Source organism: Sporocytophaga myxococcoides DSM 11118, assembly GCF_000426725.1.
GTDB lineage: Bacteria > Bacteroidota > Bacteroidia > Cytophagales > Cytophagaceae > Sporocytophaga > Sporocytophaga myxococcoides.
This window is the reverse complement of the sequence record NZ_KE384561.1, coordinates 543,839-558,444: the sequence shown is the minus strand read 5'-3', so window position 1 is coordinate 558,444 and position 14,606 is coordinate 543,839. Positions and strand designations below refer to the sequence as shown.

10 protein-coding genes are annotated in these 14,606 nt (G+C 35.5%); 9 read left to right on the top strand and 1 reads right to left on the bottom strand.

The genetic code is table 11. The annotated features are described in order from the left end of the window. Positions 1-683: 683 nt before the first annotated feature. From K350_RS33165 to K350_RS33160, 8 genes are all read left to right on the top strand, one after another. Positions 684-806 (top strand): NIF family HAD-type phosphatase, encoded by a 123-nt coding sequence (locus K350_RS33165; protein WP_081671156.1) that lies wholly within the window; start codon positions 684-686, stop codon positions 804-806. Positions 807-828: 22 nt separating this feature from the next. Beyond that, positions 829-1,422 (top strand): hypothetical protein, encoded by a 594-nt coding sequence (locus K350_RS0126325; protein WP_028982470.1) that lies wholly within the window; start codon positions 829-831, stop codon positions 1,420-1,422. A gap of 186 nt (positions 1,423-1,608) precedes the next feature. Beyond that, positions 1,609-3,156: a hypothetical protein gene (locus K350_RS0126320; RefSeq protein WP_028982469.1), complete on the top strand. Its 1,548-nt coding sequence runs from the start codon at positions 1,609-1,611 to the stop codon at positions 3,154-3,156. Positions 3,157-3,339: 183 nt separating this feature from the next. After that, positions 3,340-4,218: a DUF6602 domain-containing protein gene (locus tag K350_RS0126315; RefSeq protein WP_156027212.1), complete on the top strand. Its 879-nt coding sequence runs from the start codon at positions 3,340-3,342 to the stop codon at positions 4,216-4,218. 211 nt (positions 4,219-4,429) lie between these two features. Continuing rightward, on the top strand, positions 4,430-5,788 hold the full coding sequence (locus K350_RS30535) for an SNIPE associated domain-containing protein (RefSeq protein WP_051313758.1): 1,359 nt from the start codon (positions 4,430-4,432) through the stop codon (positions 5,786-5,788). Positions 5,789-5,976: 188 nt separating this feature from the next. Continuing rightward, positions 5,977-6,477, top strand: a complete 501-nt coding sequence (locus K350_RS32770) for a hypothetical protein (RefSeq protein WP_211236783.1) — start codon at positions 5,977-5,979, stop codon at positions 6,475-6,477. A gap of 211 nt (positions 6,478-6,688) precedes the next feature. Next, entirely contained in the window at positions 6,689-10,792 is a 4,104-nt protein-coding gene (locus K350_RS0126295; protein ID WP_028982467.1) for an NHL domain-containing protein, read from the top strand. Positions 10,793-11,316: 524 nt separating this feature from the next. Continuing rightward, positions 11,317-11,544: a T9SS type A sorting domain-containing protein gene (locus K350_RS33160; protein WP_081671162.1), complete on the top strand. Its 228-nt coding sequence runs from the start codon at positions 11,317-11,319 to the stop codon at positions 11,542-11,544. Positions 11,545-12,181: 637 nt separating this feature from the next. Here K350_RS33160 and K350_RS0126285 read toward each other — a convergent pair. Continuing rightward, the gene (locus tag K350_RS0126285; RefSeq protein WP_028982465.1) at positions 12,182-12,916 is read right to left on the bottom strand and encodes an acyl-CoA desaturase; all 735 of its coding nucleotides are present in this window, start codon (positions 12,914-12,916) and stop codon (positions 12,182-12,184) included. Positions 12,917-13,371: 455 nt separating this feature from the next. Here K350_RS0126285 and K350_RS30525 point away from each other — a divergent pair, with 455 nt between their 5' ends. Next, the gene (locus K350_RS30525) at positions 13,372-14,553 is read left to right on the top strand and encodes a DEAD/DEAH box helicase (protein ID WP_051313756.1); all 1,182 of its coding nucleotides are present in this window, start codon (positions 13,372-13,374) and stop codon (positions 14,551-14,553) included. Positions 14,554-14,606: the final 53 nt, after the last annotated feature.

The following is a 14,606-nucleotide window of genomic DNA, read 5'->3' as shown; positions in this document are numbered from 1 at the left end:
TCAAATGTAAAGCGATTTTAGGATTAATAAAAAAGTGTAAATTTATAATCGGATTACCAATCCAAACTGTAAACTTTTTTTAGGACGACACAGGTCTGAGGCTATAGCCTGGGATTCTCAGGCTTTAGCCTCCTGTCTTTTTGCTTACTCCTGGACCTTTCAGCAGCCCACTGAAAGAGCCAGGAGTATCCCCGGAAGCGTCAGGAGCGCTCCCGGAATTATCAGGAGGCTTCTGGAGACTCCAGGAGTAAGCCTGGAACGGTGAGGCTAAAGCCTGGAGGCCTCAGGCTATAGCCTGAAAACTCGAGGCTAAAGCAAAAATGGGGGAGGCTTATGACTGAGAGGATTTTATTGAAGTATTATGGGGATGGGCTTAAGCAGTGGGGAGGGAGGGGAAAGCCTTTAAGATAGCGGCGGATGGCAGTTTTTAAGGATTTTGCGTGACTTCCTTTATTGAGTGGTATTTATTGAGATTGGATTGTGAAAAATACTTAATTCTTTATGTTTCAGGTAACTTAGCTCGGGAAATATCGTAAGTTGTAACACATTTTATATATTTGTTGACGGGGATATTTTGAAGATTAGGGGAAATGCAATCAGACAAGAGGATATTTTTAATACAGAATCATGATGAAACTATGATCCATGCCTCTAAGACAGAACTTTTCAGGTAAGCGGATTTTATGGTATTTAATTATCACATTTATAAAAGACCATTGTTGGATCAATTTATCCGGTTCTGCTCTGGAAATTTCAAGTTGGCAATTTGGTCATCTACATCTGATGATTATTTGAGGACGTTGTGAAATTTAAAAATTAGATAGATTAGTGATAAAAGAAAAATATACGCCATATGGCGGATATTCAAATGTTATAAGCAAGCCGCTAGGAAAGATTAGACTATCTATGTCGACATTTAAAATCAAAGACATTTTTAAAATCACAGATAGAGGACACGTACTGTCTGGAATTACTAGTGACAAGGAAGCAATTCTTGCAGGCGACAAGATTTTAGTTACTGATGGTTATGAAGGTGTTATTCTAAGAATTGGTGGTGTGTCAATTAAAAAGGAGGCGGGACATTTTGGGCTACTTATTTCTTTCGCGGACTTTGATAAACTGAAAGGAATTGATTTAACAAAAAGCGAACTGAGAATTATTAAAATAAAGGAAAGACAAAGATTGGTCACGGGATCAATTGAATGGACGGGAGACTTGTCAGATGACTGCACTGCACAATGGGCCGGACTTATGTTGAGAGCTGAATTGATGGACGAAAATTATTGGTGGTGGGCGGTATACGATATGGAGAACGATGAAGTGACCATTGACAGCTCGAATAACTATAGTTCAAGATTTATTGGTGGAACAAGTGCAAGACGAAAAGCAGAAGAGATAGCAAAGTCATATCTAAATATTTGAAATTCAAAGGGGCGTGTGATCGCGGCCAGCTTATAACAACGTATATGCGCTATTTAAATTTGATTATTAAATTTTAAAGGTAAATTTAAATAGCGCATATACTGGGGTTAGCGGCAACCCTATAACAAGAGTGCTAAGTTTGAACTGACGAATTTTGAATAAACAGAAAAACAATCATATAGACAAATGCAACCATCGGACTTTCTTACAATTTTAGGATTAGCACTTGCAGTTTGGGCAATTATCCCAAGTAAGGAAAGACGGTTTATTTTACTTTTCTTTTCAAAATTTGAAATTGGAGTTTTCATCGCTTCCCTTTTTGTTATTCATTACCTGATGTGTTTTGACTGGTTAATGGCTAACTGGTTTCCGTGTCTTTCAATTTTCACAGTTGACAATGGTTTGCCAAGTTCAACATGGGCTTACATGATAGCCTTGACGATAATATTTTTTCCAATTGTCAAAGTGTCATTCGGCTACTTTTCTGCAAGCCGATTAAAAAGCATGATTGCACTTTACGAAACTTATTTAAAGGAAAATGAGATTGACCTTTTGGTAAACTACATAACCAAGTATCACATTAAGGACATAAGAAAATATCTTCAAGGAATATCGCACCTTCCACAAAAGGAAAGCATTGACATCATCTTAAGAAGACGAACCGACAAAGACAAAGCATACGATAAATTGGTAGAACCGAAGAGAATATTATTTGCCTCATGGGTTTATGGACACATAATTCAGAACGAAAATTTTGTTCGTAAGACAGCAAATAAATACCCAGAACTTTTTGCAACAGCTTTTAGTGGAATGGAAACAAAAGAATCTTCTAACGAAGACCTTGTCAAGCTTTATATTGAATGCTTGTTTGAAAACAAAAACCAATTACTGATTCAGGAATTAAAAATTATGAACGGGACAAACTCATCAGTATTGGAAATGAACAAGAATTATGACATTCCAATCCTATTCTCACTTTTTGCTCATACAAAAGTAGCCTCAGAAAATTATGTTTGGTATCCAGTTGGCGAGGAAGCTGTTAAATCTTTAAAGCACGATTCAGTACAAAAAGAATTTTTGACAAAGAAATATGACCATGATTTAGAATCAGAACTTTGGAATCAAAAAATTTACATTGCTATTGTTTATTTTAACTACATGGTAAGAGAAACTATTTACCGAGACAGTGAGTGGCATATGTGGCTTTTTTATTTCAGGCATTTCACCGACCTTCTGATAGAAATAATTCCTTCTCCTAATGACTACGAAGGAAATTCTGAATACCCTTCGTTTGCTCATAAAATGATTTACGAGCAATTCTCAATAATGACCAACTGGCTTGATTTGGCAAAGGAGCAGGAAACAGACAATCGTGTAATTGATACTATCAGGTGTTTAGGATGGTGTGTTCATTCAATTTGCCAAGCTGACAATTCAAAAATTTCTGTTTGGTTTAGACGAAGGCAACTAGATTTAATACTTTCAACTTACTTTAAGTTCTCTCACTATCCCGACAACATTGCGGCTACAACTGCACGACAATGGTTAGAGAAATTATTTTTAAATCCTAAAGGTGTTGATTTTGGAGTTCCAGAAAGAACAAATGAATACTTAGCAGCATTACAAGACGCCTGGAATGAATTTGACAAGATTCCATATCAATATCATGAGGACAATGGTTCTATTCAACATTTCGTGACAACTGTTTTAACGCCAATCGGACTCAATGAATGATCCAATGGAACATCTTCGGACATACAGTAGGGCAGCCGCTAACAGTATATATACCTCAGTGGGGGCGGGCATTGTTTGTCAGGCTTTTTCTCATTATTTTCACAGTGTCTCGTGGGATACTTTACTGCTTTAAAATTCCCCACCGAGTCATATATCAACGTTAGTGATAATTATAAATGGAGTATGCAACAGAAGTTTGATATAAATGCATTTTTAAAACATTTAGCTTACGAGCTAATTAATAACTTTTCATTTGCTGGACAAGCGACTACACCAGGACTTGTTGGAAGCGCTAGAGAGAAAATTACTCGCCAGAAGCTGGAGACTTTGTTACCGCCAATGGTTGGAGTTGGAAGTGGATGTGTTATTGATAGTTTTGGTGGAACTAGTAAGCAAATGGATATAATTTTGTTCGAAAAACACCTTTGTCCAGTATTTTCAATAAATGATAACCCTGAAACAACTTATTATCCTTGTGAAGGAGTTATTGCGGTTGGAGAAATAAAAAGTACATTGAATAACTCGGAGTTGGAAGATATATTTAGAAAAACTGAATCGGTTAAATCTTTAAGAAGATTTGCGATTCCTTCTAAAGGTGTTCTTGTTCCTGATGAAACTGTTTCATTTAGACATTACGGTAATACGGGAGCATTTGAGTGCACCAAAGAAGAGGAGTTTAATCAGGATAAAAAAAGAACCGACCAAATTTTCTACTTTGCATTTTGCGGAGAACTTGGAGTTCATCCACAAACTCTTATTAATAAGTTTATTGAATTAAGTAAAATTTACCCAAAACAAAACCTGATAAATTTAATTTCAATATTAAATCACGGATTGTTACTTTATATGAATAGAGCTAAAGGGCAGATAAGGTATTGGTATGGAGATGATGCTGATTCAATTTATATAACTCCAAAGAGAGACAATAATTTCCAATTTTTAATCAATAGATTGAATGAAGTAGTGCGCGGGTATCGAACCACTGAAACAAAGGCATTCTCTAAGTATACAGCGATCTCAGAAGGACCAATTTTTCTGAACGGGACATTTGGAAATCTATAAAAATAACTATCGCTAACATTGTGTATAAAATATACCGGGGTAATAATGTTTAGGAAGGAGCAATGCTTCTAAATCCCGCTATTTTGTTTATTTTTAAAAGGTGTGCGGGGTTTCAGTGCTAGTGGATAGTTCAGTACTTTTAAACCCGGCACATTTCATACACGAATCGTTGCCTGAAATGCGATAACATTATCAACCTTAACATAATATTATGGGACTTTTTGACTTTTTAAAGAAGAAGGAGTTTGAAGAAATCAGGTTCCTTAAACAACAGCTTGAAAAATACAAGCCAATTATTGATGTTGAAAAAGAAGCGGAAACTATCAAGCAGAAATTGCAATCTGAAATTTCTGCTAAAAATAATGAGATTCTTACAGTTGAAACTGAATATGAAAATTTAAAAGCTAATTATCGAACAGCCTTAAGCATATATACTAATTTACGTAAAGAAATAGGGGTATATGAAAATAAGCTTGACCTTGTAGAATTTGGAATATATGAACCTGTTTATGATTTCGAAAAGTCGGATGACTATAGAGCTGAACAAAACAATATTATTGAAAAGCAAAAGCAACTTATAGCTAATGAAACGGCAGCAGTTTGCAGGACAAGTTGGAGTGTGGAGGGTAGTGAGGCCAAGGGACGTGCAATAACAAAAAAGGTCCTTAAATTGATGCTGAGAGCATTTAATGGAGAATGTGATGCATTGATTGCGAAAGTAAAATGGAACAATGTAAACCAAATGAAAGAACGCATTAATAAATCATTTGAAGCAATAAATAAATTAGGCGATAATTATACAGCATCAATTCAAAGACCATATTTAGAATTAAAAATACAAGAGTTAATCCTTGAACATGAATATCAGCTTAAAAGACAAAAGGAAAAAGAGACATTAAGGTTGGCTCAAGAAGAATTAAGAGATGAAGAAAGAGCAAGAAGAGAGTTTGAACAAGCTCAAAAGCAAGCTGAAAAAGATGAAGCGAATTATCAAAAGGCGTTAGAAAAGGCTCGAAAAGAGGTGGCAGAATTAACGGGTGAAAAGCAACAAAAGCTACTAATGAAAATTGAATTACTTGAAAATGAATTAAAGGAGGCACATGAGCGAAAAGAGAGAGCCCTATCTATGGCTCAACAAACTAAAAGGGGGCATGTTTATATAATTTCTAATATTGGTTCATTTGGAGAGAATGTATTTAAGATTGGAATGACAAGGAGGTTAGAACCGACTGACAGGGTAAAAGAGCTTGGAGATGCATCTGTTCCATTTCAATTTGATATACATTCTATGATTTTCTCTGACGAAGCACCGACTTTAGAGAATGAATTGCATAAAGCTTTTTCTGATAGAAAAGTGAATATGATTAATTCTAAACGTGAATTCTTTAATGTGTCAATTGAAGAGATTGAGGCAAAAATAAAAGAATTGGGAATTGATGCTGAGTTTATAAGATTACCAGAAGCTATGGAATATAGGGAAACAATGGCAATTTTAAATAGAATGAAGAATCAAGAGCCACAAGAATCCCTTGATGAACTAGTAGCTAAAGAATTTCCTACGGCGATTTAATAAATTAGCGCTTCAGGCAACATTATATAAAAAAAATGCCTGGCTTCAGAAGAAGAGTTAACTGATGATCTATAAAACTCGCATGGATTTTAATTGTAAATTATGGCCATGCTGGCGGGCTACTAGAGGGTAGGGACGCTCTTTAAATCCTGGCACTTTTTTTTATAATCGACGTTATCTTTAATAAAATGAATAGATACTTCAAAAGAAAATGGAATGAAACAAGAGGTGATGAATTTGATTCATGGGGAACATCTATTTGGTATTTTGAAGTGGAGGATAACGGGTATGCTGTTAAACAAATTGAATTGTATGATAATGGGAACCGACTGAAATATCATTTAGATAAAAGATTTGATGATTATGGAGGACTTGGAAGCCAACCATTAGATTTAGATGAATTCAAAGAATTTGAAATTAATCAAGATGAATTTGATTTTGAATGGAATAAATCAAACCCTAAACAGGAACATCAGGAAATACTAAATTTAATTTCTGACTATTTGGCTAAACATTATGATCAAAGGTTTGGGCAGGCTCTTTTCAATTTAGGCATTATGGAGTTTATGGACAAGGGTGATCCTGCAAAAGAAAATTTTAGATTAAGAGACATTCATGGAGATTCTGACGAGAATATTCTCAAGCGAATAAAAAATCAACTTGAATGGTTTGAGAAACAAAGAAACTGAAGATAACATTGTATAACCTATAGCGGCTGCACCTTTCCAATTATTTTTCAGAATTTAAACGCTCTATACTTACCAACCCCAATTCTAAAAAGCCCGTATATTCTACACCAAATTGCGCAGTTGAACACTTATTTTTACATTTGTAAAAAAAATACAGATTTTAACGTATATATTTTTTAAAAATATTTTTATAGTGACTAAATGAAAAATCATGATTAAGATTAATTCAGTTCAGAAGTTAAAAGTAATTTTTGCCTTGCTTTTACTTTTACAGGTAAAGGTAAAAGGCCAGGTGATTACATTAGACAATCAGGTGACAACATTCTCGGGAACGGGTCTTTCCGGGTATACCGATGGTCCAAAAAGTATTGCACAATTTTTTGATCCCATGGGCTTGGCTTTTGACCAAAAAGGTAACCTTTATGTTGCAGACAACATAAACAGATCCATCATCAGAAAAGTAACTCCGGATGGCGTGGTAAGTACTTATGCAGGAAATGGAGTTCAGGGTTTTGCAAACGGTAATCTTTCTGTTGCCAAATTCAGCCAGCCTACCGATCTTATTTTTTCCACTGACGGCATTGCTTATGTTGCAGACAATGGAAATCACCAGATAAGAAAAATTTCTACCTCGGGCAATGTAACAACTTTTGCAGGAAGCCTTGACTATGGCAATGTAGATGGTGTCGGAGGGTCGGCAAAGTTTAACCAACCATATAGTGCTGTTTTTGATAAAAATGGAAATTTATTTGTTACTGACGAATTCAATCACCAGATCAGAAAGATAACACCACAGGGACTTGTAACTGTTTTTGCTGGCAATGGCGTGGCAGGATTTGCTGATGGTACAGGAACTGCAGCAAGCTTTAATATGCCAATGGGAATAGATATTGATGCTCAGGGCAACTTGTATGTAGCCGATTACCTAAACAGCAGGATTAGAAAAGTGACACCTCAAGGTGTTGTTACAACTGTAGCAGGAACAGGTGAAGAAGGTTTTGCAAATGGGAGTGCAGCCACTGCCAAATTTGATAGACCAAGTGGTCTCACTCTTGACGCATCTGGTAATATATATGTTGCAGATTGTTACAATTATAGAGTAAGGAAAATATCTCCAGATGGCATTGTATCTACTTTTGCAGGCAATGGTACTTCTGCATATACAGATGGTCTTAGTGGTAAATCATCTTTCAGATCTGTCAGTGATGTAGAATTTGGTCCTGATGGTGCTCTTTATGTGTCGGATAATAGTTGTATTCGAAAAATAGCCCCAGTTTCTTTTAAAGCCTTTTCATCCGTTCAAAATTATCCATCAACTAATCAATCCATTGCTATAAGCGCCACTTCTTTAACTGGAAATTTAAACATACTTGCTTCAGATGGTTACGAAGTATCTCTTTCATCAACATCAGGCTTTGCCAGTTCATTAAATTTAACAGCCACAAACGGTTCGATTATATCAGTAGAAATTTTTATAAGAATCTCTAACACAGCTAAACCTGGGACAAACAATGGAACCATTTCCATTACATCATCAGGAGCCCAGGATGTAATATTGAATTTTACAGGGGAAACAATTCCCAATACTGCTTCTCCGACTATTATGAAGGGAATATATGTTAGTACAATTGCTTCAGGATTAAAGCCTGTTGGCGTAGTAGCAGATTCTGACGGAAATTTATTTGTTGCGGATGGCTCGAACCATGTAATTAAAAAAATCTCCAAAGATGGAACCATAACTGTTCTGGCAGGTGCTGGCACAAGTGGTTTTGCTGATGGAAAAGGCATTGAAGCTAAATTTAGTTATCCATCTGGTATTGCAATAGCCAAAAATGGGGATCTATATATCACAGATTCAAATAACCACCGAATAAGAAAGGTAACTCAGGATGGAGAGGTAAGTACTATTGCAGGAACAGGCACTTCAGGATCTCTTGAAGGAGCAGCAGCTTCAGCCCAATTTTATAATCCAAGCGGCATAGCAATTGATATCTATGGAAATATTTTTGTAGCAGATAAAAATAACAGTAAAATAAGAAAGATCAGCACTGACCTGATCGTCTCCACAGTAGGAGCAACTTCTTTCAACTATCCTTCCGGAGTAGCTGCTGATTTAAATGGAAATATTTATGTAGCTGATCAATCAAATCAAAAGATTAAGAAGATAACTGCTGATGGTACAATTTCTATTATTGCAGGAACTTCAGCAGGATATCTTGATGGAAATGCATTAAGCTCAAAGTTTAATTACCCTTCTGCGCTTACCGTAGATGCTGAAGGCAATATCTATGTCTCTGATATGAATAATTATATGATTAGAAAGATATTGCCAACAGGTGTTGTCGTAACACTGGGAGGAAGTGCTTCGAGTTCAGGATCAGTGGATGGTGTTGGTACCAGTGCTGTTTTTAGTTCTCCTCAAGGGCTCACTACTGATCTAAAAGGAAATGTTTATGTAGCTGACGTAGGAAGTGGTAAAATCAGAAAGTTAAGTGCATATCAAATGCCTGGGCTATATGGAATACAAGGTTCTCCTTCAGCTAAAGTTGATTTCCCGGTAATCGCTGCTGCACTTACCAATAATCTGGTTGTAACGGGTACTGCTAATCTGGAAGTTTCCTCCTATGTATCTTTTTTAAACAGTTTGAGTATTATTCCTACAAACGGAACTGCGAATTTCACTTTATCAATAAGAACAAAATCTACAGCTCCTGTGGGGGCCATATTTGATACAATAATTGTTTCATCTTTAGGAGCGGAAATTCTGAGAATTCCTGTTGAGGCATATGTATCACCAATGAAATCAGTTATTCACTTTGATCCTATTGTTTCTACACTTGCAGGTACAGCAACATCAGGTCTTCAGGATGGTAAAGGAGTGGATGCAAGGTTTAATACCCCTTATGGTCTTGCACTAGACAAAAATGACAATCTTTTTGTAGCAGATTACACTAATCACAGAATTAGAAAAATTACTCCAGATGGTGAAGTAACTACCTATGCAGGTACCGGAACTAAAGGGGCTGCGAATGGACCAGTAGCTACTGCAACATTTAACAACCCTCAAGGATTAGTTTTTGATGCTGCCGGAAACCTATATGTCTCCGAATATGGCAACAATGTAATTCGAAAAATTACACCGGATGGCATTGTATCAACATTCGTTGGGGGATCATTCTCTGGAAATGCTGACGGAACTGGAAGCCAGGCTTTATTTTATAACCCTTCAATGATGGCTATTGATGTGTCGGGTATCATTTATCTATGCGATGTAGGGAATAACAAGATTCGAAAAATTAGTCCGGAAGGCGTAGTTACATCTCTTCCATTTTATTTCAAAAATCCGAAAGGAATTGCTCTTGATGATGCCGGGAATATTTATGTGGTTGATAACAATTATCATCAAATAGTAAAAATAACACCAAATAATGAATACAGTGTGTTTGCGGGCGGCGGCACTTCTGGCGCAGATGGAGTAGGATCTTCTGCAGGTTTTTATTACCCATCAGGTATTACAAGGGGTAAAGATGGCAACTTTTACATAGCAGATGGTCTGGACTACAAAATCAGACAAATGACACCTGCTCGCATCGTCACGACTATTGCGGGAACGGGAACCTCCGGTACTGCAGATGGTCTGGGATCCTCAGCTACTTTCAGTGCTACTAATGCTTTGGTAGTGGGGTCTAATGGTAATATTTATATTTCTGAATATAATAATATCAGAAAGATATCCAAGCCTTCTTTGAGCCCATTCCAAGCTGAATATGGATCTGTTTCACCTAGTCAGTCCTTTAATGTAAAAGGATTTAACCTGACAGAAAGCATGACTATAACTGCCCCGGCAGGATTTGAATTGTCTTTTTCGGCAACCACAGGCTATTCAAATAGTTTAAGCCTGGCACCTGTAAGTGGAAATATTGCGTCAAAAAGAATTTACATTCGATTGGCTGCCACTGCTAATGCATCAAGCTATAATGACAAAGTGGTTATTAGCGCTTCTACTGCTGAATTTAAAACGTTAGATGTACAGGGAACAGTAACAGGCGTAGTTTCATCAGTGAAAAATGCAGATGAAAATGAATTTGCAGTTTATCCAAATCCTGTTCAAAGTCTTCTTCATATTATTCCAAATACGGGTAAAAGTGAAACTTTGTCAGTAAAGCTTTTAAATATGCAAGGAATAGAAGTTTTATCTACTGAAAAAAGTGGGGCCGCCGCATTTGAAATGGATTTCTCTTCACTTCCTGCAGGTATTTACCTATTGGAATTAAATGATGGAACAGGGGCTGTTCAACACAAGATTATAAAATAAAGGAAATAAAATTACCAAAAGAAGAGCGCCTAACAGGATTAAGAGACCTGTTAGGCGTGCTCTTTTAGAGCTAATTAATCAACATTTCGACCTGCGGCTCACAAGCCGTAATGTTGATTAATGAATGATAGTCAAAACACCCTAGTTTGTTAACTTTAATTTCTCTAATTCCTCAGCCTCTCAGCCGAAATCTATCCATAGCACAAAAAAATCAAGCATAAGTGAGTTTAGTAAAAAAAGCAAAATGCTTTCTCTCCTAATATTCATATTCTAAAACTCCAGTTAAAAAAAGCAGCCTTTCGGTAAATATTTTGTGTTTGCTTTCATTCCTTGCCACAGTCCAGATGCAAATGGTTTTATCTTGTTTCTTGATGAAATTTGTTTTTACTGCCTTTAGCTCATGTTCCTTAAAGATACGTTCCGTCTCCGTTATTGTCTGGTTATTGGTAAAAGTAATCTTATAAGTACGCACAATATGTCTTATATATCCTTAACTTAATTAAATGCGCCAGGCTTAGAATCATATTCCCTATCCTAACAATGGAATATTCAATGCTCAAATTGATTTAGATAAAGAGCAAGCTATAGATATTGAGATTATCAATTCTCAAGGTCTTCCAATTTCAAAGGCCTCTTATAATGGACAAGAGAATTACCTTCTTAACTTCTCACTGCCGTTAGGAACAGGAGTTTATCTGATGAAGATATTGACACCGACTCATTTCAGGACTATTGGATTTATTGTGCAATGACGTTTAGTTCATGATCAATACGCCAGTCTAGATATATTTCCGCTGTTTAAAAAAACGGATTTTTACTTGATAGATAGTTCTAATATAACGAAAGACAGCTGCATATCTGAGATCATCTTTAAACATAAAAACTAATGAGAATACCTATGAAAAATGTTACTTTCCATGTGCAACTATATTTAGTTTTTTTTGACAGTGGCCCATACACAAATCTTTTGAGAATTATGAGAGACAGTTTATTATTCGATTCTTTGTTTGCCGCTTTTAAATTTTTTTGGCTCTTACTTTTATCTCAAGCCCAGTAATCATATAAGTAGAACTTTCCATTGAAGGTTGTCATGAATGGGTTAAGGAAAAATCCGATTTACCCAATCATGTTGCTCTCATTGAAAGGCGAATATCCAATCCTTTTTTGACGGCTTTATCTTTCTTTTATTCCGTGGCATCTGTCTATTACCATTTCAGGAGAAGACTTTAATGATAAAATAACAACTAAAGAGACATTTAATATAAGACTCTATAAAAAGCAGCAGGAAAACAGAAAATAACAAACAAAGCTAACTTATATAAGCGAACAAATCTTGAAGACATTGTTCGCTTATGTTTGTTGTTAATTAGATAGATTTACTTTTATGAATTAGATGATAGATGGCTTAAAACGAATTATTCTAAAAAAAGAGAATAATTTAATGATTGGATAAGAAGGGTCTATCTCATACCATTTAGATGAAAAATTAAGATTCTTAGAGTGTTTGTGATGGTTATTCTGAAATAGTTCTCCCATCATTATAAAATCAATTATAAGCGAATTTTTGGATTTATCGTTATTGTTAAAATTAGTATAACCTACTTTATGCCCACACCAGTTGACAATGGCGCCATGAACAGCACCCATAAGAAAGTGAACGGGCAACAAGAGATACATCCACCATTGAGTGGCAAAAATGATGTAGAAGGTAATATATATAATGCCCCAACCTATTCTTGATAATCCATTTTCTCCCAGATTATCTATCAGTTTCCATTCAGGTATATCAGAAGTAAATCTTTCTTCTTCTATGTCTTTTCTATCTACTAAATTATTATAAATTTTTCTGGTCGTCCACATCATTCCAAAAACGGACTTATGATTATGAGGTGAATGAGGATCATTTATTGTGTCACTAAAGGCATGATGCTTACGGTGCATGATTCCATAAGCCCTGGGTGTAAGAAATGAAGAGCCTTGAAATATATACAGACTTATATAAAATACCTTTTCCCAGAATTTATTCATATGAAACATTTTATGAGCTCCATATCGATGAAGAAAAAAGGTCTGCATAAATAAAGAAAGATACCAATGAAATAAAAAGAATACGATAATGATCATTTTAAAGAGGTTTAAACTATAAGTAAAAATATTATTGATCTTATGAGTGGGAGGCAGAATTTGATGTTTATGCGACCATCAAGGAGAACCAGCGAGATTTTCCAAATCTAATACTATCTTCTGGAGATAATCAAATGTAGATATTCTTTGTTCAGAAAGCCAGATAATGGAGTCTAAATAAAAAAATAAATAGGAAATGTCAATAATATCGCTTACTTTTGTTATAGCATTAGCATCGTACTACAACGAAAATTCTTCTCCTTGTTGTTGTCCTTTCCTTACGTCTTAGCATACAGATTTAATTACCTTAACTAAAAGTTTGAACTCTTTATGGGTTTTAATTGTCTGTAAGTATAAATTATTTCTCACCGAGAAGACTTCTATTTTTAGTATAGCTACTTTTAGTAAGTAGATCCACTTTAGTTCTCTTCCCATAACAATCAAGTTCACATTTTATGTCAAAATCATTTAAAGATTTAAATCTGATAGCATCAATACTTGAAGCATTAGATAATGAAGGTTATATAGAACCGACACCTATTCAACAAGAAGCCATTCCTTATATCTTATCAGGAAGAGATATCTTAGCATGTGCCCAAACAGGTACAGGTAAGACTGCTGCATTTGCAATTCCTATACTTCAGATATTACAGAATAAAAATCAAGGTATGGTAAAAAAGCCTAGAGCTTTGATATTATCGCCTACACGTGAGTTAGTAGTTCAAATAGGAGAATGTTTCAGTGCTTACGGTAAATATACCAAATGTACTCACACTGTAATTTATGGTGGAGTTTCACAAAAAGCACAGGTAGCTTCCTTAAACAGGGGAGTAGACATCTTAATAGCAACTCCAGGAAGATTAAAGGATCTTTTGGATCAGGGTTATATAAATCTAAGCAATATTGAATTTCTGGTTTTAGATGAAGCTGACAGAATGCTGGATATGGGGTTTATTCATGATATCAGATTTTTGTCTTCGAAAATCCCGGTAAACAAGCAATCTGTTTTTTTTACGGCAACACTTAATCGAGAAATAAAACAATTAGCCGATACTCTTTTAAATAATCCGGTAAAAGTTCAGATTGCCGCTGAATCTTCTGCATCTGAATCAATTCAGCAGCTTCTTTATTTTATTGATAAAGAAAAGAAAATGGACCTATTGTTTGAGTTATTAAATGGTCCATTAATATCTGACGCCTTAATCTTTTCCAAGACAAAACATCAGGCTGACCGACTAGCCGATAAGCTTAACAGAGCAGGGATAAAATCAAATGCTATGCATGGGGATAAGTCACAAGGTTCAAGACAAAGAGCATTAGAAAATTTCAAAGCGGGAAAGATAAGAACTCTTGTTGTTACAGATGTAGCAGCCCGTGGAATTGATATTGAAAGCCTTTCTCATGTTATAAATTATGATATACCTAACGAACCCGAAACTTATGTTCACAGAATTGGCCGAACAGGTAGAGCAGGGGCATCCGGAAGTGCAATTTCATTTTGCTGTGCCGATGAGATAAATTTTCTAAAGCGGATTCATAAACTAATCGACAAATCTATACCAATCGCAGAGGGATATCCGATAGCTTCTAAGGGTGAAATAACAAGTGGATTAAAAAAATATATTTCAAAGAGATAGTACACGATATAAGTGAAAGATCTAATAGGCAGCGAAACAGAAAGGCTAAAAAT

Bases quoted from the DNA above. Each gene is read 5' to 3' on its own strand.
- K350_RS33165 (WP_081671156.1), top strand. From the start codon at position 684: ATGGTATTTAATTATCACATTTATAAAAGACCATTGTTGGATCAATTT.
- K350_RS0126320 (WP_028982469.1), top strand. From the start codon at position 1,609: ATGCAACCATCGGACTTTCTTACAATTTTAGGATTAGCACTTGCAGTT.
- K350_RS0126315 (WP_156027212.1), top strand. From the start codon at position 3,340: ATGCAACAGAAGTTTGATATAAATGCATTTTTAAAACATTTAGCTTAC.
- K350_RS30535 (WP_051313758.1), top strand. From the start codon at position 4,430: ATGGGACTTTTTGACTTTTTAAAGAAGAAGGAGTTTGAAGAAATCAGG.
- K350_RS32770 (WP_211236783.1), top strand. From the start codon at position 5,977: ATGAATAGATACTTCAAAAGAAAATGGAATGAAACAAGAGGTGATGAA.
- K350_RS0126295 (WP_028982467.1), top strand. From the start codon at position 6,689: ATGATTAAGATTAATTCAGTTCAGAAGTTAAAAGTAATTTTTGCCTTG.
- K350_RS0126285 (WP_028982465.1), bottom strand. From the start codon at position 12,916: ATGATCATTATCGTATTCTTTTTATTTCATTGGTATCTTTCTTTATTT.
- K350_RS30525 (WP_051313756.1), top strand. From the start codon at position 13,372: ATGTCAAAATCATTTAAAGATTTAAATCTGATAGCATCAATACTTGAA.